We start from the raw sequence: 21,136 nt of genomic DNA on the forward strand, positions 1-21,136 counted from the left end.
CGGCCGGTGCCACGGCACCGGCGGAACCGTCAGCCCTTCGATGCGGCCAGCACGGCCGCAATCTCGCCGAACGACGGCCGCGCGTCGATCTCCTCGTTCAAGCAGGCGGCCGCCAGCGCGTCGAGCGCATGCGAACCTTCCCACGCACGCGGCTCGCATCGCGCCAGCAACTCGCCGAGCAGATAGCCGAACGCCCTGACTTCCAGCCGTTCGAGCCGTGCCGCGCGCACTCGGTCGTTCACGTCGTAGACCGATGCCGCGCCGAAATCGCCGAGCAGCGCGCCGCCCTTGCCGTCGTGCAGGATATTGTGCGCGTACAGGTCGCCGTGCATGATGCCGCGCGCGTGCAGATGCGCTGCAACCGACGCGATGCCGAGCGCGATCCGCGATGCCTCGGCCGGCGCGAATCGCGCGTCGACCGCATATACGTCGCGCGTGCAGGACGCGAAGCTCGGTGGCCCGGCGAGGTTCGTCAGCGCCGGATCGACCAGTTCCATCACGAGGCCGTGCGTGCCCTCCGGATGGCCGTGCACCTTGCCGATCACCGGAATCATGTTCGGATGACGCCCGGCGTGCAGGCACGCGGCCATTTCGCAATCGGGCAGGCCATCGCTCGTCACGGCCCCCTTGAACAGCTTGACCGCGACCGCGCGCGGCACCTGGCCGTCCGCCCGCCACTGCGCACGATAAATGACACCCGATGCGCCTTCGCCGAGCTTCTGTTCGAGCGCGAGCGACGTCCAGTCGATGTCCGCGACGCCCGGCTCGGCCGACGCCGCTGCTTCCGGCGCGGCGCCGAACGGATTGCCCGCGGACGCGAGCCACGCGAGGCGCGGCAGGCGCAACAGCCAATCCGGCAGCGCGTCGAGCCGGTTCGCCGACAGCCGCACCAGTTCGAGCGCACGGCACGCGGCCATTTCGGGCGGCAACGCGCGCAGCCGGTTACCCGCGAGCATCAGCTTCTGCAAGCGCGAACAATCGCCGATCCCGGCGGGCAGCTCATCGATTTCGTTGTCGGTCAGGATCAGCCAGCGCAGCGCGCGCGGCAGCGACCCGCGCGGCACCGTGCGGATCCGGTTCGCCTTGAAGCCGATCATGTCGAGCTGGGCGCACGTGCCGAGCACGTCGGGAAATTCGGTAAAGCGATTGCCCGACGCGAACAGGATGCGCAGGCGATGCAGCCGCGACAGGTCGTCCGGCAGCGCCGACAGCGCATTGCCGGACAGGTCGAGCACTTCGAGCGTGTCCGCCAGATCGAAGATCTCGCGCGGAAATTCGGTCAGCCCGCACGCGAGCTTGAGTTGCCGGGCGCCCGACAGCTGGCCGGCCTGCAGTTGTTCGAGGGTGGTGGTCACGGTGGAAAACGGGTAGCCATGGCGATGGTCGTCGGACCGATCGCCCGAATTCTACCGGGATCGCATTCGGGTCTCCGCTCGCCGTGTCACACCCCCTTCACAAACGCGCAATGTAACGCTACAATTCGGCCCCTTGCAGTGCCGACGTGGTGAAATTGGTAGACACGCTATCTTGAGGGGGTAGTGGCGAAAGCTGTGCGAGTTCGAGTCTCGCCGTCGGCACCAAATGCGGTTTTTCCGTGTTTCGTGCATCTGTAAAAAACCCGCGACAGCGCATGGCTTCGCGGGTTTTTTGTTGCCTGCTGCGGAACGACCGAGGCAACCCCGGCCGGCGAGACTGCGCAAACGGCAGCCCGCATCCGCATGCGCCCTTTCGCACCTGCGCCTCCCGCATACGAGGAGCCGCACGCAAACACGCATCAATGCTCGTCCGCCCGGTTCAGGAAAGAACGGATATCGCCTGCCGACGCGCCGCCATATCCGGGGGACCGAGATCAACTCACGCGTTGCGCGACGAGGCGCGCCGCGCGGGCAACCAACGCCGCGCATGTCGCGGTGCTCCTCGTTCCCGGACCGCCGGCCGCACGTCGGTTTGCCCGCACGTAACCGGCGCGGCGCGCATCCGGAGCAACGCTAGCTTGTCGACAAATCTTCCGCGAAATCGTCGAACACACGTTGCACCAGGGCATTGATTCTCAGCATCGTGGCCGACTGGGTTCTGCCCGCGAGCACGACGATCCCGAAACGGGCCGAACCCGCCAGCGGCGGATCGAGCGGCACCGGATGCAACCTTCCCGCCCGAACCGCCTCGTCGAATACGGGCTGGCTGCCGAGAATGACGACATCGCTGACGGCTGCCGCCGCCTCCAGTTCGCCGAAATCGTCGCTCTGGAGCTTGATGCGATCCGCGATCGGCAATCCGAGATGCTGCTGAAGATCGTCGAGCGCGTACTTCGACAGGTGGGTGCAGCCGACCGGATATTTCAATAGATCCTCCGGCGATACGCACGCCATACCCGCAAGCGGATGCGCGTGGCCGCAGAAGAATGCGGCCCGCCATCTCGGCAGCGGAATGATCTCGATTTCCGGCTGCGGCGTGAGCGACGCGATATCGCCAACGAACATGTCGATGCGCTCCGCCAGCAACATGCCGAGCAGGTCGGCGGTATTGCCGCGCTTGAGTATCACGCGCACTTCGGGCGCATTGACGGCCCCGAACGTCAGGATGGGTTGCCTGAGCAATGCAGCTGGCGTCGCGCCCAGCCCGATGCAGAGATCGCCGAACTCCCCGCGCTCGAGCAGCGCGAGGTCGCGCCTGAGCTCCCGCACTTCGAAATCAATCCGGCGCGCCCGCTCGACGAATACCTTGCCGTGCGGCGTCAGCGTGATACGTTGCGCGCTGCGATCGAACAGCGAAAAACCGAACTCCGCTTCAATCGACTGGATACTGCGGGACAGCGCGGATTGACTCAGGTGCACCTCCGCGCAAGCGCGACTGAAATTCTGGCACCGAGCGAGCGCGAGGACATGTTGCAGTTTGCGAAGATTCATGTGAAATCAGGCGTTCACGGGCAGCGACCCTGCCCACGTGCGGCAAGTATAGTCGCCTCCCCCTCGCCGCAACGTCGCGATCGGGACGCCCGCATGGCGCGTCAGAACCGGTGATGAATGCCGACGCTCACGCCGACCTGACTCTTGCCAGGCTGGCCAACACCGGAAAAGCTGTTGACTCCGAACGCGCTCCCGTCGGAGTTCCAGACCGTGCCGACATGCGCATACAGAAACGTTGCCTTCGACAGCAGATACTCGCCTCCACCGACCAACAGCGTCGGGTGTCCCGGCGTGCTCTGGAAAGCGTAGCGGCCGCCCAGCACGTACCACTGAATCGTCGGCGTCGCGAAGCCCTTCACACTGCCCCAGTAAGCCGCTCCGCGCGGCGTCAACTGGAGGTCTCCGACCACGCGCGTGACGCCCGCGGAAACGGTCACGCCGCCCACCGTATAACGAAGCGCCGCGCTGTACCGCTCATCGACCCGCCCCGACGCATCGATGCCGCCCGCGCTCGTACCGCGACTCTGCTCGTAAAGCACGCGAGCGGCAAGCGCTCCCCGGACATATTCGAGCGCCGCGCCGACATACCGGCCGGCCAGGCCGTTGCCCGGCAGTTGTTGACCGAAGCCATATTCAGCCTCGACATTGAATCCGTAAAACGGCTCCGACTGGAACTTCACCGCATTGTTCAGCCTCAGCGTCGCCAGCGGGATCGCGTTCAGCGAAAGCGTCGAGTCGTTGGCGAAATACGTCGGATCATAAAGTACCGTCTTGTCGAACTGTATGCTGTATTGCCGCCCGAACGTCAGCCGCCCATAAGGCGATCGAAACCCGACGCTCGAAAGGCGGTTGAACAACGTGCCCGGCGTCACGAGGGTGCCCTTGCCGAGGTCGAAGCCGTTTTCGAGCTGAAAGATTGCGCCGTAGCCCCCGCCGAGATCCTCGTCGCCCTTGAAGCCGAAGCGGGACGGCAGAAACGCGCTGCCCAGCATGCCAAGCGACGACTTCCCGTTCGATCCGGCATTGGTCAAGCTCTGGATGCCGATATCCAGGATGCCGTACATGACCACCGAGCCCTGCGCGCGGGCGCCATCCACCCCCGTCGCGCACGCAAGTGTCAGCACGGTCGTCGCCAGTCTCCTCACTGATTTCTTATGTTTCATGTCGTTCCATCGATTGATTGGGATTGTGCTGCGATCCGGTCCCAAGCATTCCCGCTCGTTACAGCACGTCCATTTTTATTCGCATACCGAATCATCAGACAGCCGATTTGCTTCATTGCATGTACGGCATAGGTGCATGCGTCCGGGTGGATCTTCGAGACCGCGATGCATCGTATTCAGCTAAAAAATCACCATCCAATGAGATTCTTGTTGTCAGTCGATGCAAGAGTTGCATGACCCTCCGATAACTGCGTGCGGAAAACACGAGCCGGCGCGCCTCGATCCCGTCGAACGAAACGCGCTCCGGGACCGTCATGGCCGTCCTCGCAAAAAAAAGCGCGTATCAGTTTCATGACTGACACGCGCAAGGAGACACAGCTCTGATGCGGATCGTGCGAACGACGCGTTCTGACCTTGGGCTACCGCGACTCACGACGAGCCGGACATCCATCCGGCTCGACCGCAACTCCCGGACAATTCGGCGCGCCTCGTCATCGCGAACCCGGACCCGCCCGCCCGTTCATCGGGCAATCCGCCCGACGAGCGGGTCGATCCAGCGACCGGCTATCCACACATACGCGCCCGTTGCGATCGCGCAGAACCAGTAAAGCCCGATCCCGACGACGATTCCGATCGTCATCGGCGATTCGACCGGGAAGTGACGTGTCAACACGGCCGGAGCGAACGCGACGGTCAGGATGAACGCGAAGTAGATGCCCAGCACGAGCACGCTCATACCGATACTCAGGCGTGTGCGACGCCGGACCAGACGGACCACGTCTCGCGTGCGTGCGTCGACGCTTGCGTTCGCATCGGTACTGCGCGCGACGATTGCCGCGTGATTGAGGTTCGACATGGTTGCTCCACTGATCAGTGAGTTTGGGGGGCGCTGATGCCGATCCCGGTCGCGCTGCGGAACATCTGCGCATCGAATCGCGCACGCTCCGCCGCCGCGCGGGCAGACGAGTCGGTAATCGATGCGAGCCATGCGACGGCGAACGCCAGCGTCATCGAGAACAAGGTCGGATTCGCGTACGGAAAGAGCGCACCGTCGTGCTTCAGGATGCCCACCCACATCGTCGGCCCGGTAACGAGCAGCCCGACCGACGACACCAACCCGACAATTCCGCCAGCCAGTACGCCGCGCGTCGTCAATCGTCGCCAGAACATCGACAGCATCAGGATCGGGAAGTTGGTGCTTGCCGAAATGGAGAACGCGAGCCCGACCAGGAAGCTGATGTTCAGGTTTTGCACGAGATGCGACAGCAGCAGCGCAGCCACCACCAATACGAACGTGGCCCGGCGCGACACCGCCAGTTCGCGTGCCGGATCGGCTTGCCCCCTGCACAGGATGCGCGTGTACAGATCGTGACCGACCGCCGATGCGCCCGAAATCGTGAGCCCCGCGACGACCGCCAGGATCGTTGCGAACGCCACTGCGGACATGATGCCGAGGAAGACCTCGCCGCCGAAGTAATGACTCAGATGCATCGCCGCCATGTTTCCGCCGCCGATCAGCGTGTGCGTGGCCGGGTCCAGGAAAGCGGGATTGCGGAGCACGAATACGATCGCACCCGCGCCGATCACGACGACCGCGGTATAGAACCACGCGATGAGCGCGGTTGCGTAGAAAGCCGATTGCCTGGCCGCGGCGCCGTCGCGTACGGTGAACAGGCGGCTCAGGATATGCGGCAGGCCTACCATGCCGAAGATCAACGACATGCCGAGCGAAATCGCATCCACGGGGTTCGTGACGAGCCGGCTCGGCGCCAGCACGGCCGTGCCGGCCGGATGAAATTGCACCACCGCGCCGATCAGCCGGCTCGCGCTGAAGCCGGTCGCCTGCAGCACCTCGAACGCCAGATACGTACCGATCGCGACCATCAGCACCGCCTTCACGATCTGCACCCACGTGGTAGCCAGCATCCCGCCGATCAGCACGTACACGAGCACCAGCGCGCCAACCGCGAGCATCGCCACCATGTAAGGCACGCCGAACAGCAGCTGGATCAGCTTGCCGGCGCCGACCAGCTGGATGACGAGATAGAACAACACGATCACCAGCGAATTCACCGCGGCCAGGCTCCGAACCGGACGCTCCTCGAGACGAAACGCGACGACGTCGGCGAGGGTGAAGCGTCCGAGATTGCGTAGCGGTTCCGCGACGAGGAACAGCAGGATCGGCCAGCCGATCAGCGTGCCGACGCCGTAAATGATGGAGTCGTAGCCCGAGCCGGCCATCATGCCGACCGCACCGAGGAACGACGATGCGGACATGTAGTCGCCGGCGAGCGCGAAGCCGTTCTGCAAGGGCGTGACGCCGCCGCCGGCCGTATAGAACTGCGAAACCGAGCGGTTGCGACGCGATGCCCAGTACGTGATGCCGAGCGTCAACGCGACGAAGAGCAGAAACGGCGCAAGCGTATACCCGCTTGCGACGCGCTGCGCCGGTGCTTCGGCCGCACATGCCGCGCCCATTGGGGCCGCGGCGCACACGCCTGCCGACAGGGCGGCCATCGTCCGCCGAGCTCGGAACACTGCATGCTCCATGATGTTCTCCTCCATTTTTTTATGAATGCTTCGGCCGCGCGACGTTTTCCGTCAGACGCCGAGACGGCGCCGCACGACTTCGTCGAAAATCGCGACACCGATCGGTGCCACGTCGTCGTTGAAGTCGTATTCGGGGTGATGGCACATGTGACCGCCCTGCCCGAGAAAGAAATAGCAACCGGGCCGCACCTCGAGAAAGCGCGCGACATCGTCACCCGCCATCAACGGTGCCACGTCGGTCAGCACGTTAGCGGCGCCGACCACGGTATCGGCAGCCGCCATGACACATCGCGCCGGAGCTTCCGCGTTGATCGTGGGCGGCGTGCCGTGCGAAATGTCGAGATCGATCGCGCATCCGTGCGACAGCGCAACGCCGTCGCAGATCTCTCGCATGCGCCGGTGCAAGCGTTCGCGCGCCAGCGGCGACAGCGCGCGCGTGGTGCCTTGCAGCGACGCGCGATCGGGAATGACGTTCGCCGTCGCCCCCGCAACGAACTGACAGATGCTCAGCACCGCGCTGTCGAGCGGATCGATCGCGCGGCTGACGACGGTCTGCAATGCAGTGACGAGCAACGCGCCGATGGCGATCGGATCGACACCGCGATGCGGCGTTCCGCCATGACTGCCGGTGCCGCGAATCGCGATCGAGAAAAAATCCACCGCGGCAAGCTGCGATCCGACGCGCACGCCGATCTTGCCCGGCTCGAGCTGCGGATGGTTGTGCAACCCATAGATTTCGTCGAACGGGAAACGCTCGAGCAACTGATCGTCGAGCATCGCCTGGCTGCCTTTGACGATTTCCTCGGCCGGCTGGAATACCAACACGACCCGCCCCTTGAACTGGCGACGGCCGGCCAGCAGCTTCGCCGTGCCGAGCAGGATCGCGGTGTGTCCGTCGTGGCCGCAGCCATGAAACAGTCCGTGATGGACCGAGCGATAAACCGGCCGGCCTTCTTCCTGGATCGGCAGCGCATCCATGTCGGCGCGCAATGCAATCGTGGGGCCCGGCCCGCCGTTGCCGTCGATGACGCCCACCACGCCGGTGCGGCCGATTCCGGTATGCGTATCGATGCCGAACGAGCGCAGCAACTCCGCGACGAACGCGGCCGTGCCGGTTTCCTGAAACGCGATTTCCGGGCGGCTGTGAATCTGTCGGCGCCACGCTTTCATGTCCTCGGACAGTGCGGCGACGGGTGTACTGATCTGCATTGAGCGATTCCTCGGGGATTGCTGCCGCGCGACAAGCGCGGCGTGGCTGAACGAATCTGTCGAACAAGGCTCGACGTTCGCCCGATTCTAGAAATCGCAAAATATGCGGTCCAATGCAAAGTTTCGGCATTTCCTATGCAGAGAGCGCATAGGCACGCGACGACACGAGTGGATTTGCCGGCCGCCTTGGGTCGAACGTCGGAGCAGCACGATTTCGTGCGGAAGCAGTCGGGCAGCAGCGCGTGAATGCGCTCGCGATTCGACCCGCACAACATTAAGTCTTACTGATCGATCTGGATTTACGAAGCCCAGTCGACCTCGCGCCGCGCGTCACAACAACGGCAGCATGAGCCGGATATGCTCCGCAAACGTCGCCGTCAGATGCGCCGGCCGCTTCCCGTCGAACCGCAGCGTAATACCCACCGCCGGCAACGGCGGCAGCCCGCGATCGCCGGCCAGAATCGCCAGATCGGCCGGCACCGCTGTCTGCGTCATCACCGCGAACGCCTGCCCTGAACGCACCAGTGCAGTCAGCCCCGCAAGACTGCTGCTCGCATACGCGACGCGATAATCGCGGCCCGCTCGCTGCAACGCGTCGCAGGCCGCGATGTGATCGAGCGTATCGGGATCGGACAGTGCGAGCGGCAACGGATCGAACTGTGCGGCATCGAGACCTGGATACCCTATCCAGACCAGTTGCTCGCGGCGGATGAAATCGTCGCTCGAATCGTCGTCCGGCATCGAGATCATCGCGAGGTCGACCGCCCGCTTGTCGAGTTGTTCGAGCAGCCGCGGCGTCGGCCCGCACACGACTTCAACGATCGCCTGCGGATGCTGGCTCGAAAACTGTCGCAGCAGCGATGGCAGGAACACGGCTGCGTAATCGTCCGGACAGCCGAACCGGATCGTGCCCGACAACCCGGTGCCGCACAGGTCGGCCATCGCCTCGTCGTGCTGCCGCAGGATGCGCTGCGCATGCACGAGCAGCCGCTCGCCGGGATGCGTCAGCACCACGCCGCGGCCGGTGCGCTGGAACAACGGCTGGTCGACGCTCTCCTCGAGCCGCCGCATCTGCTGGCTGAGCGCGGATTGCGTGCGGCCGACCCGCGCCGCCGCGCGGCTCAGCGAGCGCATCTCGGCGATGACGACGAACGAGCGTAGCAGGTCTATGTCGAGCGAACGTCCCAAGGTATTAGCTCCCTTTCTACCTTGCATAAGCACTATTCGTTTCCATAAAACCAGACCGGCGCCTAGACTGCAAGCGTTCCCTGGCCCTTGTCCGGAGAAGCCCGATGTCCCTGAACGACGACGCAATCTTCTGGCACAACGCCAGGCAGCACCTGATCCGCTACGGCGGCACGTTCGAGCCGATGATCATCGAGCGCGCACAAGGCAGCTTCGTCTACGACGCCGACGGCCGCGCGATCCTCGATTTCACGTCGGGGCAGATGAGCGCGGTGCTCGGGCACAGCCATCCGGAGATCGTTTCCGTCATCGTCGAATACGCAGGCAAGCTCGATCACCTGTTCAGTGGAATGCTGTCGCGCCCCGTCGTCGATCTCGCGACGCGCCTCGCCGACATCACGCCGCCCGGGCTCGATCGCGCGCTGCTGCTGAGCACCGGCGCGGAATCGAACGAAGCGGCGATCCGGATGGCGAAGCTCGTCACCGGCAAGTACGAGATCGTCGCCTTCGCGCAGTCATGGCACGGGATGACGGGCGCGGCGGCGTCCGCCACGTACAGCGCCGGCCGCAAGGGCGTCGGCCCCGCCACTGTCGGTTCGTTCGCGATTCCGGCGCCGTTCACGTACCGGCCGCGCTTCGAGCGCAACGGCGCCTACGATCCGCTCGCCGAACTCGACTACGCATTCGACCTGATCGATCGCCAGTCGAGCGGCAACCTCGCCGCGTTCATCGCGGAGCCGATTCTCAGTTCGGGCGGCATCATCGAACTGCCGGAAGGCTACATGGCGGCGCTCAAGCGCAAGTGCGAGGAGCGCGGGATGCTGCTGATCCTCGACGAAGCGCAAACCGGTGTCGGGCGCACGGGAACGATGTTCGCGTGCCAGCGCGACGGCGTGACGCCCGACATCCTCACGCTGTCGAAGACGCTCGGCGCGGGGCTGCCGCTCGCGGCCGTCGTCACGTCCGCGCGGATCGAGGAACGCGCGCACGAACTCGGCTACCTGTTCTACACGACGCACGTGTCGGACCCGCTGCCGGCGGCGGTCGGCCTGCGCGTGCTCGACGTGGTGCAGCGCGACGGCCTCGTCCAGCGGGCGAACGTGATGGGCGACCGGCTCCGGCGCGGGCTGCTCGATCTGATGGAACGCTTCGACTGCATCGGCGACGTGCGCGGACGCGGGTTGCTGCTCGGCGTCGAGATCGTCAAGGATAGGAAGACAAAGGAACCGGCGGACGGGCTCGGCGCGAAGATCACGCGCGAGTGCATGAACCTCGGGCTCAGCATGAACATCGTGCAGTTGCCCGGCATGGGCGGCGTGTTCCGGATCGCGCCGCCGCTGACGGTCAGCGAAGCGGAAATCGATCTCGGGCTGTCGCTACTGGAACAGGCGATCACGCGCGCGCTGTAAGCGGGCCGCCCGTCGGCGTCAGCGGAACCACGTGCCGCCGGCCCGTTGCAGGCCGGCGGCATCCAGCATCAACCGCCGAGATACGCCTGCTTGATCCGGTCGTTCGCGAGCAGGTTCGCGCCCGTATCGGCGAGCACCACGCGCCCCGTTTCGAGCACGTAGCCGCGATCGGCCACGCCGAGCGCCTTGTTCGCGTTCTGCTCGACGAGAAACACCGTGACGCCTTCGTCGCGAATCGTCCGGATGATGTCGAAGATCTGCGCGATCACGAGCGGCGCGAGACCGAGCGTCGGCTCATCGAGCAGCAGCAGGCGCGGCTTGCTCATCAGCGCGCGGCCGATCGCGAGCATCTGCTGCTCGCCGCCCGACATCGTGCCGGCCCGCTGCGCCGCGCGCTCCTTCAGGCGCGGAAACAGCTTGAAGACGTGCTCGATGCCGTCGTCGATCTCGTGACGGCTCGCGAAGAAGCCGCCCATCTTCAGGTTTTCGAGCACCGTCAGGCTCGGGAACACGCGCCGCCCTTCCGGCGAGATCGCCATCCCCTGCCGCATGATCTGGTGCGTCGACATCGCGGTGATGTCGTTGCCCTCGAACAGCACGCGGCCCGACGATGCGCGCGGCGTGCCGCACACGGTCATCATCAGCGTCGTCTTGCCGGCGCCGTTGCTGCCGATCAGCGTGACGATCTCGCCCTTGTTCACCTCGATCGACACGCCCGCGAGCGCCTCGACCGCGCCGTAGTGCGTATGGACCTGTTCCAGCTTCAGCATCACTCTTCCCCCAGATACGCCTTGATCACGCGCGGGTCGTTGCGAACCGCTTCCGGCGTGCCGATCACGATCGGCCGGCCGTGCTCCATCACGAGGATGCGGTCCGACACGCCCATCACGAGGCTCATGTCGTGTTCGATCAGCAGCACCGACACGCCGAACTCGTGGCGCAGCTTGTCGATCAGGTGCTGCAGCTCGATCTTCTCCTGCGGGTTGAGACCGGCCGCCGGCTCGTCGAGCATCAACAGGCGCGGCTCGGTGATCATGCAGCGCGCGATCTCCAGGCGCCGCTGGTGCCCGTACGACAGCGTGCCGGCCTGCCGGTTGGCGACCGACGTCAGCCCCATCCGGTCGAGCCATACGGCCGCGCGTTCGAGCGCTTCCCTCTCCGCGCGGCGATACGCGGGCGTCGCGAACAGGCCGTGCAGCATCCCCGACTTCACCTTGCGATGCTGCGCGACGAGCAGGTTCTCGACGACCGTCAGCGACTTGAACAGGCGGATGTTCTGGAACGTGCGCACGAGACCCTTCAAGGCGATCTTGTGGCTCGGCAACCCGGCGATCGCGTGGCCGTCGAGCACGACGTCGCCGCCGGTCGGCTTGTAGAAGCCGCCGACGCAGTTGAACACCGTGGTCTTGCCCGCGCCGTTCGGCCCGATGATCGCGAACACCTCGTTGCGGCGCACGTCGAAATCGATACCGTCCACCGCGAGCAACCCGCCGAAGCGCATCTGCAGCCCGGCGACCTTCAACAGTTCCGTATTCGCGCTCATTGCGGCAGCTCCACGTGGGGACGGCTCGCGGGCAGCAGGCCCTGCGGACGCCACATCATCATCAACACCATCACCAGACCGAAGATCAGCATCCGGTACTCGGCGAAGCCGCGCGCGACTTCCGGCAGCACGGTCAGCAGGATCGCCGCGAGAATCACGCCGAGCTGCGAACCCATCCCGCCGAGCACGACGATCGCGAGGATCAGCGCCGATTCGATGAAGGTGAACGATTCAGGATTCACGAGGCCCTGACGCGCGGCGAAGAACGCGCCGCCGATGCCCGCGAACGCCGCGCCGAGCGTGAACGCCGACAGCTTGATGCGCGTCGGGTTCAGGCCCAGCGAACGGCATGCGATCTCGTCGTCGCGCAGCGCTTCCCACGCACGACCCATCGGCATGCGGATCAGGCGGCTCGTCACGAACAGCGTGAAGCCGACCAGCACCAGCGCGATCAGGTACAGGAAGATCACCATGTGCTCGCCGCTGTATTCCAGCCCGATCAGTTCATGGAAGGTCTTCGCGCCCTCGACGCTCGCCGAGCGCGCCATCTCGAAGCCGAACACCGTCGGCTTCGGAATGCTCGAGATGCCGTCCGGGCCACCCGTGAGGCTCGTCAGGTTGTTGGCGAGCAGGCGGATGATTTCGCCGAAGCCGAGCGTGACGATCGCGAGATAGTCGCCGCGCAGACGCAACACCGGGAAGCCGAGCAGGAAGCCGAACGTCGCCGAGGCGATCGCCGCGATCGGCAGGCACTCCCAGAACGACAGCCCGAAATACTGGTTCAGCATCGCGTACGTATAGCCGCCGACCGCGTAGAACCCGACATAGCCGAGATCGAGCAGCCCCGCGAAACCGACCACGATGTTCAGCCCGAGGCCGAGGATCACGTAGATCAGCGCGAGCGTCGCGACGTCCACGGCACCGCGCGAACCGAAGAACGGCCACACGAGGCCGACCGCGAGCAGCACCCAGATGATCGCGCGCTGCTGCTGCGCGCCCATCGCGGGCATCGCCGGCAGCTTCACGGCGGATTTCGCGCGCACGAGCCACGGCTTGAACAACTGGAACAGGAACACGGCCGCGACCGCGATCCACACCGGACGCCAGTGCGGCGTCAGCACGACCTGATAGCCGTCGAGCTTCAGCTGCAGCCCGAGCACCGGAATCGTGAGCATCGCCGTCAACAGCGCGGCGGCCGCGGCATTCTTCAGCGCCTGGCCGACCGAAGCGTCGGCGGCCGGGCGGCGAACGGAAATGACTTGACTCATCTGCGTCTCCCTCAAACCTTTTCGATGTCCGACTTGCCGAGCAGGCCGGTCGGGCGGAAGAGCAGGATCAGCACGAGCAGGCCGAACGCGACGACGTCCTTGTACTCGGCCGGCATGTAGCCTGCGGCGAAGGTTTCGGCGAGGCCCAGCAGCACGCCGCCGAGCATCGCGCCCGGGATGCTGCCGATCCCGCCCAGCACCGCGGCGGTGAACGCCTTGATGCCCGCGACGAAGCCGATGTACGGATTCAGCTTGCCAATCGTCAGCCCGATCAGCACGCCGCCGACGGCCGCCAGCATCGCACCGAGCACGAAGGTGAACGAGATCACGCGGTTCGTGTCGATGCCGAGCAGGTTCGCCATCTTCATGTCTTCAGCGCATGCGCGGCAGGCACGGCCCATCCGCGAATGCGAGATAAACAGCGTCAGCGCGATCATCAGCACGATCGTCACGCAGACGATCAACAGACGCGCATACGGAATCGTCACGTCGTAGTCGCCGCCGAGGTGGATGTCGAATGCGCCGGAGATCAGCACCGGCACGGACACGTCGCGCGCGCCCTGGCCAATCTGCACGTAGTTCTGCAGGAAGATCGACATGCCGATCGCGGAGATCAGCGGCACGAGGCGCGGGCCGCCGCGCAGCGGGCGATACGCGACGCGCTCGACCGCGAAGCCGTACAGGCCGGTGACGATCACCGACACGATCAGTGCGGCGCCGAGCACGAGCGGCAGCGGATAGCCGGCGGAGATGCCGATGGCGGTGAGGGTCACGAGGCCCACGTAGGCGCCGATCATGTAGATCTCGCCGTGGGCGAAGTTGATCATGCCGATGATGCCGTAGACCATCGAATAGCCGATGGCGATCAGCGCATAGATCGCACCCAGCGTCAGGCCGTTGACCAGCTGCTGGGCGAATTGAGGAAAGAAGTCAGTCATGTGCGGGAAGCTCCCGTTGGCGCTGGGTCGCGTGCCGTCGCCGGATCACGGCGTTCGGCCGCGCGCAACGCACGGTGTCGTCTCGGGCCGCCCGTCGGCCGCGCAATGCGGTCATGCACGGCGCGAATGCGCGCCCGCCCCGTCCGGGTCTCGGACGGGGCGGGCGCGCGGGCGGATACTCCGTTGTTACTTGGCGGCGGTCTTCGTCGCGTCCTTGTGCCACGTGTAGACGACGAACTTGAACGCCTTCAGGTCGCCCTGGGCGTCATACGAGACCTTGCCGATCGGCGTGTCGAACGTCGTCTTGTGCATGTACGCGGCGACCTTCGTCGGGTCGGTCGTCTTCGCGCCGGCGATCGCGTCGGCGATGATCTTCACCGCTGCGTACGACGGCATCTGGAACGGGCCGTTCGGGTCGCGCTTCTTGTCCGCGAACGCCTTCACGAGCGCCGCGTTGGCCGGATCGGCCGAGAAGTCGGCCGGCAGCGTGACGAGCATGCCTTCCGAAGCCGGACCGGCGATCGCCGTCACGTCCTTGTTGCCCACGCCTTCAGGCCCCATGAACGTGGCCTTCACGCCCTGCTCGCGCGCCTGGCGCATCAGCAGGCCCATTTCCGGGTGGTAGCCGCCGAAGTAGACGAAATCGACGCCTTGCGACTTCAGCTTCGTGATGATCGCCGAGTAGTCCGAATCGCCGGCGTTGATGCCTTCGAACAGCACGACCGGGATCTTCGCGGCTTCGAGGTCCTTCTTCACCGACGACGCGATGCCCTGGCCGTACGACTGCTTGTCGTGCAGGACCGCGACCTTCTTCGGCTTCACGTTGTTGATGATGTAGTGCGCGGCAGCCGGGCCTTGCTGGTCGTCGCGGCCGATCGTGCGGAAGATGAAGTGGCGCTTCTTGCCTTCCGTCAGCTGCGGCGCGGTGGCCGACGGCGTGACCATCACGATGCCTTCGTTTTCGTAGATGTCGGATGCGGGGATCGTCGAACCCGAGCACACGTGACCGATCACGTACTTGATCTTCTGGCTGACGATCTTGTTGGCGACGGCGACGGCCTGCTTCGGTTCGCATGCGTCGTCCATCTGCACGACTTCGAACTTGTTGCCGCCCGCACCGCCGGCCGCGTTGATCTGTTCGATCGCGGTCAGCGCGCCGGCCTTCACCATGTCGCCGTATTGGGCGACCGAGCCGCTCATCGGACCAGCGATGGCGATCTTCACGGTTTCCGCTTGCGCGGCGGCGGCGCCGGCGGCGAACAGCACGGCGGCGGCGGAAATGGACGTAAGACGGGACAGCGTCATCTGGGAGCTCCTCGATGTTGTTTAGTCATACGGGCAAAGGCGGCATGACTTGCGCAATCGAACAGCACCCGGGGCGAGGACATGGGACACGCCCGAGACACATGAAGACGGACCTGCGGATGGATGTTGCGTAGCGGGGCCCGGCTCTTGCAGTCCCCCAAGGGGGACGTCTGGTTCGGAAAGACATCGTGATGCGTCTTGCATTGCGCAAGCGTTTCGCCTGCCCCGCTTGCCAACTGCTCGTCCGGAGGGATGGTCCGACAGCCGTTGGCAAGGCAGTCGAAATTATATGGGGGTTTTTAAATCGTCTGTCAAAAATGCCGCTTCTATGAGGGAAAACACGGAGAAACTTGGCTCGCGCAAGGTGGCGATGGGGGAGCAACTGGCGTGGGCGGCGAACGTTTGCGGCGGGTGCAATTGGGTTGCGATTTTGGGTGGGCTTGTCGACGGATTCCTTGCCGGGTTTAGGTTTCGGCGATTTGTCGTCGTGCGTCGTGTGCATTTTTGGATGCTTAGGGTCCGATCGCCGAAGATCAATCGACTGATGATTGTGTCGGCGCGCACCGTGTCGGGGGGATGCGACTGTGCCGCCAATCCTTCTGTTTGCCGACATCCATCAGTCGCACGAAAGCTGTTTGTTATTTTTATGAAATAATGCGCCCTCGCTTCTGCAATCCAGCCAGCCTTCCTGTGAGTCGCCTCTCCGCGATTCGCAGTCGCTTCAGGGCCGCTTCGACGCCCATACGTCGCCGAGCCGCCAGCCAGTGATCTGCCGTTTTTTCTCATTGCACATCACCTGGTTCGGATCCCGATGAATCATCCTCTCCGTTTTTCTTCCGCCGCCGCGCTGGCTTGTGCGATTTCTGTTTCGACTGCCGACGCCTCGGGCCGCGATTCGCTGGTTGATCGTTCTGGCGGGGCCAATGTGTTTCGTTCGGAACGCCGGGCTGTGGCCAGGGATGACGCGCGTGCCGCGCTAACGACGCGGCGCGTGAAGTACGCGGCGCCGCCTGAACGTAGTCCGTTCGATACGCCTGATACGCGGCCGTTGCGGGTTTCGGGCGATACGCTCGAGCCGCAGCCTTCGGTTGAACACGGGGCCGGCAATTCTGCATGGCCTTCGAAGCGCGTTGCGCTCGGCGCGGGCGGCAGCGATAGCTTCGGTCGCGCATTGCCCCGATACGAACAGCGCGCGCAGAACTGGACTGATTATCTGAGGGCCAACGGGTCGCAAGCGCCTGGCGGCAAGAATTCATATGCACCCACGCGACCTTTCGATGCCGCGCGCGGTCCGCACGGTGCGCCGAATCCGTACGACCCATCGATGCCGCAGCCGGTGACGCGGACGTTCTACGACAACGGCACGGGTTCGCATTGCACGGCTACCGGCGGTGCGGGAGCATCGCGGTCGTCTTGCAATATCGCTTGGTGATGGTTGGTGGTGGCGGATAGTGATTGCTGCCCTGCTCAGCGTGCTGCGCTGCTCAGTGCGACACGGGCACATGCTGCGTGGGGGACACGCCGCTCCAACGGCAAGATGGCGTGACCTGCGTTGCTGCGCAAGCTGGACCGCATCGACGCTTCTTGCCCCCGCTGGAAAACGAAAGCCCGGCGCGAAGCCGGGGTGACTGAAACGCGCTGATGCAATCGTTATCAGGCCGACGATGCCGCCGACGCGTTGCTGTCCGCGCGGCGACGGTACAGCCCGAGCGTCGCGCACAAGCCGCAGAGCGCAGCGAAGCTCAGCCAGTAACCGGGCGCGGCCTTGTCATGCAGGACCTGAATCAGATACGTCGATACCGCCGGCGTAAAGCCGCCGAACAGCGCCGTCGCGAGACTGAACGCCAGCGAGAAGCCCGCGACGCGCACTTCGACCGGCATCACTTCAGTGAGCGCGGCGACCATCGCGCCGTTATACATGCCGAAGAAGAACGAGAACCACAGCAGCACGATCAGCATGCGCGCAAAGCTCGGTGCATCGGCAAGCCAGGACAGCGCCGGATAAGCCGTGAAGATCGCCAGCACGGAAATGGCGAGCAGCACCGGCTTGCGGCCGATGCGGTCGGAGATCGTGCCGCCGATCGGAAGCCAGACGAAATTCGATGCAGCCACAAGCAGCGTCGCCATCAAGCTGTCAGAGGTGGACAGCTTCAGTACCGACTTGCCAAAGGTCGGTGTATAGACCGTGATGAGATAGAAGGTGGTGGTGGTCATTGCCGTCAGCAGCATGCCGCCGATCACGGTGCGCCAGTTGCCGAGCAGCATCGCAAAAATGTCGCGTGCCTGCGGATGATGCCGTCGCGCTTCGAACGCTGCGGTCTCCTGCAGCGAGCGGCGCAACACGAACAGGAACGGCACGATCGCACAGCCGATAAAGAACGGCACGCGCCAGCCCCATGCGGCGATCTGCGGTGCGGACAACCATTCGTTCAGACTGTAACCGATGGCCGCTGCCATGACGATAGCCACCTGCTGGCTCGCCGACTGCCAACTCGTGTAGAAACCTTTGTTGCCGGGCGTCGCCATTTCCGCGAGATAGACGGATACGCCACCGAGTTCGGCTCCTGCCGAAAAGCCCTGCAACAGACGCCCGAGCAGCACGAGCGCCGGCGCGAGCAGACCGATGGTCGCATACCCAGGCACGCAGGCAATCAGAATGGTGCCGCTCGCCATAATCGACAGCGTAACGATCAGCCCGGTGCGCCGTCCGACCTTGTCGATATACGCGCCGAGAAAGATCGCACCGAGCGGACGCATCAGAAAGCCCGCGCCGAACACCGCGAAGGTGAGCATCAGCGACGCGAACTCGCTGGTAGACGGAAAGAAGATCTTCGAGATCGATGTCGCGTAGAAACCGAACAGAAAGAAATCGAACTGTTCGATGAAATTGCCGCTCGTCACACGCAACACGGCGGCGGCCCTCGTCATGGGCGAAACGCCGGACGTCGCGGCGATCGGTTCGGTACGGTTCATTGCGTCTCCTGCTTCTTGTCTATAGTGATGGGCGCGCAACGCGCACCCGGGTAACGGGCTAATCCGAACCGAGGCTCAGTGTGTTGCGTTGCCGCTTCTCTATCGACGATTTGAGCAACGCCGCCGAGCGGAAGATGCCGTGCGCGAACTTGCCGTAAGGCAGCGTGGCGAACAGCGCCATCACGATGCCAAGATGAATCGCGAGCAGCGACGGCATTGCCGAGGTCGTGCGGAGCGCGAACAGTGCGAGACCGGATGTGCTCGTCAGAAGCAGGAGCGCGATGAAGCCGCGGTCCATCGGACGCTGACGGGCATCGCCGCGCTCCGGAACGCGTTTCAGGTTCAGCCACAGCAGTCCCGCCGGCCCCGCAATCAGTCCAATGCCGCCTGCGGTTCCCAGCAGCACCGGCACGCTCAGAAACGGATACGGCGCTTCCAGGCCGAAGGCGTAGTGATAGAGCGTCGCGACGGCGGTCGCCGCAAAGCACAGAATGAAGCCGTAGAACGTCAGGTGATGGAAACGGCGCCGCGCCAGCGTGAACGTATCGTTCTCTTCGTTGCAGCCGTCGCCGTGGCCGCCGTCCAGGTACTTGAGCGTCAGTGCGTTCCTGGCCGCTTCCGCGACGGCTGGCGCGCTCGCCGGTCCTGCCGACACGTCGCGCCAGAAGCGCGTGACGCCCATACCGAGCGCGAGAATGGCGAACAGGAAAACGATGCCGAACATCACCGCGAGCAGGTTGTGCGGGAATATCGCGTAGAAGTTCGCGGGTGCGACATCGCCGGACAAGCCGCCGTGCAATGCCGTACCGAGCAGCAGAAACAGCGCGAGCCCGGCCGCCAGCGCGACCGACACAGTCAAGCCGTTGCGCTTGTACAGCGCGCCGAACGACGCGGGAAACGCATACTCGGTGTAGGTTTCGAGCCGGACTTCGGCCATCGCTTTCGGCACGTTCACGCCGAACTCATGCGGCGGCGCGTATTGGCACGCGTGATAGCACGCTCCGCAGTTGTGGCAGAGATTCGCCAGATAGTTGACGTCCGCCTTGCCAAATTCCAGGCGGCGCGTCATGGCAGGGAACACGGCGCAGAAGCCCTCGCAGTAGCGGCAGGCGTTGCAGATCTGCATCTGCCGAGCGACTTCGGTTTCGCTGGCGCTCATCGGCACAATGGGAATCACGCGCGCTGTGCTGTCGCGTGGCGTTTTTTTCGTATCGACCGAAAAGGCCGTGCGCGTGTGTTCGGGCGCGAGCGGGTCAGACTGCTGCACGGGTTGCCTCCGTTGTTTTGAGTGCGGCGCGGGCAGCCTGCGTCCCGGCAATGCGCCCGAAGGCCGTGCCGATCGACATGCCGACGCCCGCTGTATAGCCCTTGCCGAGCACGTTGCCGGCCATCATTTCGCCGGCCACGAACAGGTTCTCACTGGCGGTGCCGCTGAAATGAACCTGCGCGCGGTCGTTGGTCTTCAGTCCGAGATACGTGAACGTGATGCCTGGCCGCAACGCATAACCGTAGAACGGCGGCGTCTCGATGCGACGCGCCCAATGCGTCTTGGGCGGCTCGAGACCTTCCGTGTGGCAGTCGTCGAGTGCGGTGTGATCGAAGGTGCCGTCGCGGCACGAATCGTTATAGCGCGTGAGCGTTTCCATGAAGCGTGCTTCCGGCAGCCCGAGCTTGCGCGCGAGTTCCGGCAGCGTGTCGGCCTTTTCGCCCGGAAACACCGGCGGCATGAAGCGGCCGATTGCTTTCGAGTCGATGATCGAATAGCCGATCTGCCCCGGCTGATGCGCAACGAGCCGTCCCCAGATTGCATAGCGCTTCGGCCAGAAATCCTCGCCTTCGTCGTAAAAGCGCTCGGCGTCACGATTCACCACGACGCCCAGCGACACGCAGTCGATGCGCGTGCAGATGCCACCGTCATACAGCGGGGCGCGTGCATCGATGGCGACGCAATGCGACTGCGACGGGTCGCCGATCATGTCGGCACCGGCGTCAGCCATATGCTTGATGAGCACGCCCTGGTTGAAGCGCGTGCCGCGAATCAGGAAGTTGTCGGCGGGCCATTCGCCGCGCTCGTTTTGCCCCCACGCTTCGCGCAGCCATTCGCGATTTGATTCAAAGCCGCCCGCCGCCAGCACGCAGGCGTGCGCCTCGAAGCGCTGGCGGCCGCTTCGCGCTGCGATGAAGTGGCTACCGTCGAGTTCAAGCGAATCGACGGGCGTTTCATAGCGGATATCGACGCCGAGTGCTTCGGCGCTGCGGTAATACGCGTTGACGAGCGCCTTGCCGCCGCCCATGAAGAACGCATTGGTGCGTGCCACGTGCAGCGCACCGGACAGCGGCGGCTGGAAGCGTACGCCGTGCTTCCGCATCCACGGCCGGCACGACGACGACGCGCGGATCGTCAACCGCGCGAGATGCTCGTTCGTGATGCCGCCGGTGACTTTCAACAGGTCCTGCCAGAATTCCTCTTCCGGATAGGCATCGACGAGAACGTCCTGGGGGGCATCGTGCATGCAGCGCAGATTGCGCGTGTGTTGCGAGTTGCCGCCGCGCCATTCGCGCGGCGCGGATTCGAGAAGCAGCACCGAGGCGCCCGCTTCGCGCGCCATCAATGCGGCGCACAGCGCGGCATTGCCTCCTCCGATTACGAGCACATCGACCATCAGACTTGCCTCCTTTTGGGCAAA

17 protein-coding genes and 1 tRNA gene are annotated in these 21,136 nt (G+C 64.6%); 3 read left to right on the forward strand and 15 right to left on the reverse strand.

The features are described 5' to 3' along the window. Positions 1–29 precede the first annotated feature (29 nt). Positions 30–1,355, reverse strand: coding sequence for a leucine-rich repeat-containing protein kinase family protein (locus WS87_RS26065; protein WP_059819496.1), 1,326 nt, complete (start codon positions 1,353–1,355; stop codon positions 30–32). A gap of 140 nt (positions 1,356–1,495) precedes the next feature. Here WS87_RS26065 and WS87_RS26070 point away from each other — a divergent pair. Continuing rightward, positions 1,496–1,580: transfer RNA gene (locus WS87_RS26070), tRNA-Leu, on the forward strand. Positions 1,581–1,988: 408 nt separating this feature from the next. Here the strand turns inward: WS87_RS26070 and WS87_RS26075 are convergent. The 6 genes from WS87_RS26075 to WS87_RS26100 form a co-directional block, all read right to left on the reverse strand. Further along, complete coding sequence (locus WS87_RS26075) at positions 1,989–2,906, reverse strand: LysR family transcriptional regulator (protein ID WP_059819497.1); 918 nt, start codon at positions 2,904–2,906, stop codon at positions 1,989–1,991. Between the two features lie 101 nt (positions 2,907–3,007). Further along, on the reverse strand, positions 3,008–4,069 hold the full coding sequence (locus WS87_RS26080; RefSeq protein WP_082750673.1) for a porin: 1,062 nt from the start codon (positions 4,067–4,069) through the stop codon (positions 3,008–3,010). 520 nt (positions 4,070–4,589) lie between these two features. Further along, positions 4,590–4,925 carry a DUF485 domain-containing protein gene (locus WS87_RS26085; RefSeq protein WP_059819499.1) on the reverse strand — a complete coding sequence of 112 codons (336 nt, stop codon included), beginning with the start codon at positions 4,923–4,925 and terminating at the stop codon, positions 4,590–4,592. Between the two features lie 14 nt (positions 4,926–4,939). After that, the gene (locus tag WS87_RS26090; RefSeq protein WP_236873243.1) at positions 4,940–6,619 is read right to left on the reverse strand and encodes a sodium:solute symporter family transporter; all 1,680 of its coding nucleotides are present in this window, start codon (positions 6,617–6,619) and stop codon (positions 4,940–4,942) included. Positions 6,620–6,670: 51 nt separating this feature from the next. After that, on the reverse strand, positions 6,671–7,828 hold the full coding sequence (locus tag WS87_RS26095; protein WP_059819501.1) for a M20 aminoacylase family protein: 1,158 nt from the start codon (positions 7,826–7,828) through the stop codon (positions 6,671–6,673). Positions 7,829–8,158: 330 nt separating this feature from the next. Beyond that, a complete protein-coding gene (locus WS87_RS26100; protein ID WP_059819502.1) occupies positions 8,159–9,043 on the reverse strand; it encodes a LysR family transcriptional regulator in 885 nt (294 codons plus the stop codon). A 77-nt stretch (positions 9,044–9,120) separates the two neighbouring features. On the opposite strand from WS87_RS26100, the gene WS87_RS26105 reads away from it, so the two are divergent. Continuing rightward, positions 9,121–10,422 (forward strand): aspartate aminotransferase family protein, encoded by a 1,302-nt coding sequence (locus WS87_RS26105; protein ID WP_059819503.1) that lies wholly within the window; start codon positions 9,121–9,123, stop codon positions 10,420–10,422. A 68-nt stretch (positions 10,423–10,490) separates the two neighbouring features. Here the strand turns inward: WS87_RS26105 and WS87_RS26110 are convergent, their stop codons facing one another. From WS87_RS26110 to WS87_RS26130, 5 genes are all read right to left on the reverse strand, one after another. Then, positions 10,491–11,192 (reverse strand): ABC transporter ATP-binding protein, encoded by a 702-nt coding sequence (locus WS87_RS26110; protein ID WP_006484776.1) that lies wholly within the window; start codon positions 11,190–11,192, stop codon positions 10,491–10,493. Then, a complete protein-coding gene (livG, locus tag WS87_RS26115) occupies positions 11,192–11,965 on the reverse strand; it encodes a high-affinity branched-chain amino acid ABC transporter ATP-binding protein LivG (RefSeq protein ID WP_059819504.1) in 774 nt (257 codons plus the stop codon). Before livG ends, WS87_RS26110 begins: the two co-directional genes overlap by 1 nt. Further along, positions 11,962–13,233, reverse strand: coding sequence for a high-affinity branched-chain amino acid ABC transporter permease LivM (locus WS87_RS26120; protein ID WP_059819505.1), 1,272 nt, complete (start codon positions 13,231–13,233; stop codon positions 11,962–11,964). Before WS87_RS26120 ends, livG begins: the two co-directional genes overlap by 4 nt. A gap of 11 nt (positions 13,234–13,244) precedes the next feature. Further along, positions 13,245–14,171, reverse strand: coding sequence for a high-affinity branched-chain amino acid ABC transporter permease LivH (gene livH, locus WS87_RS26125; protein WP_006484734.1), 927 nt, complete (start codon positions 14,169–14,171; stop codon positions 13,245–13,247). Positions 14,172–14,357: 186 nt separating this feature from the next. Next, entirely contained in the window at positions 14,358–15,476 is a 1,119-nt protein-coding gene (locus WS87_RS26130; RefSeq protein WP_059819506.1) for a branched-chain amino acid ABC transporter substrate-binding protein, read from the reverse strand. A gap of 811 nt (positions 15,477–16,287) precedes the next feature. Here WS87_RS26130 and WS87_RS26135 point away from each other — a divergent pair. Beyond that, on the forward strand, positions 16,288–16,908 hold the full coding sequence (locus tag WS87_RS26135) for a hypothetical protein (protein ID WP_082750674.1): 621 nt from the start codon (positions 16,288–16,290) through the stop codon (positions 16,906–16,908). 221 nt (positions 16,909–17,129) lie between these two features. Here the strand turns inward: WS87_RS26135 and WS87_RS26140 are convergent, their stop codons facing one another. From WS87_RS26140 to tcuA, 3 genes are read right to left on the reverse strand one after another with little or no spacing between them, the layout of a single operon-like run. After that, positions 17,130–18,449 carry an MFS transporter gene (locus WS87_RS26140; RefSeq protein ID WP_059819507.1) on the reverse strand — a complete coding sequence of 440 codons (1,320 nt, stop codon included), beginning with the start codon at positions 18,447–18,449 and terminating at the stop codon, positions 17,130–17,132. 58 nt (positions 18,450–18,507) lie between these two features. Then, entirely contained in the window at positions 18,508–19,716 is a 1,209-nt protein-coding gene (gene tcuB / locus WS87_RS26145; RefSeq protein ID WP_059819508.1) for a tricarballylate utilization 4Fe-4S protein TcuB, read from the reverse strand. Continuing rightward, positions 19,703–21,112 (reverse strand): FAD-dependent tricarballylate dehydrogenase TcuA, encoded by a 1,410-nt coding sequence (gene tcuA / locus WS87_RS26150; RefSeq protein ID WP_059819509.1) that lies wholly within the window; start codon positions 21,110–21,112, stop codon positions 19,703–19,705. The genes tcuB and tcuA overlap by 14 nt, the downstream gene beginning before the upstream one ends. Between the last annotated feature and the right edge of the window lie 24 nt (positions 21,113–21,136).

It is taken from the genome of Burkholderia sp. MSMB0856 (assembly GCF_001524645.2).
GTDB classification, from domain to species: Bacteria; Pseudomonadota; Gammaproteobacteria; order Burkholderiales; family Burkholderiaceae; genus Burkholderia; species Burkholderia diffusa.

Bases quoted from the DNA above. Each gene is read 5' to 3' on its own strand.
- WS87_RS26075 (WP_059819497.1), bottom strand. From the start codon at position 2,906: ATGAATCTTCGCAAACTGCAACATGTCCTCGCGCTCGCTCGGTGCCAG.
- WS87_RS26080 (WP_082750673.1), bottom strand. From the start codon at position 4,069: ATGAAACATAAGAAATCAGTGAGGAGACTGGCGACGACCGTGCTGACA.
- WS87_RS26085 (WP_059819499.1), bottom strand. From the start codon at position 4,925: ATGTCGAACCTCAATCACGCGGCAATCGTCGCGCGCAGTACCGATGCG.
- WS87_RS26090 (WP_236873243.1), bottom strand. From the start codon at position 6,619: ATGGAGCATGCAGTGTTCCGAGCTCGGCGGACGATGGCCGCCCTGTCG.
- WS87_RS26095 (WP_059819501.1), bottom strand. From the start codon at position 7,828: ATGCAGATCAGTACACCCGTCGCCGCACTGTCCGAGGACATGAAAGCG.
- WS87_RS26100 (WP_059819502.1), bottom strand. From the start codon at position 9,043: ATGCAAGGTAGAAAGGGAGCTAATACCTTGGGACGTTCGCTCGACATA.
- WS87_RS26105 (WP_059819503.1), top strand. From the start codon at position 9,121: ATGTCCCTGAACGACGACGCAATCTTCTGGCACAACGCCAGGCAGCAC.
- WS87_RS26110 (WP_006484776.1), bottom strand. From the start codon at position 11,192: ATGCTGAAGCTGGAACAGGTCCATACGCACTACGGCGCGGTCGAGGCG.
- livG (WP_059819504.1), bottom strand. From the start codon at position 11,965: ATGAGCGCGAATACGGAACTGTTGAAGGTCGCCGGGCTGCAGATGCGC.
- WS87_RS26120 (WP_059819505.1), bottom strand. From the start codon at position 13,233: ATGAGTCAAGTCATTTCCGTTCGCCGCCCGGCCGCCGACGCTTCGGTC.
- livH (WP_006484734.1), bottom strand. From the start codon at position 14,171: ATGACTGACTTCTTTCCTCAATTCGCCCAGCAGCTGGTCAACGGCCTG.
- WS87_RS26130 (WP_059819506.1), bottom strand. From the start codon at position 15,476: ATGACGCTGTCCCGTCTTACGTCCATTTCCGCCGCCGCCGTGCTGTTC.
- WS87_RS26135 (WP_082750674.1), top strand. From the start codon at position 16,288: ATGAATCATCCTCTCCGTTTTTCTTCCGCCGCCGCGCTGGCTTGTGCG.
- WS87_RS26140 (WP_059819507.1), bottom strand. From the start codon at position 18,449: ATGAACCGTACCGAACCGATCGCCGCGACGTCCGGCGTTTCGCCCATG.
- tcuA (WP_059819509.1), bottom strand. From the start codon at position 21,112: ATGGTCGATGTGCTCGTAATCGGAGGAGGCAATGCCGCGCTGTGCGCC.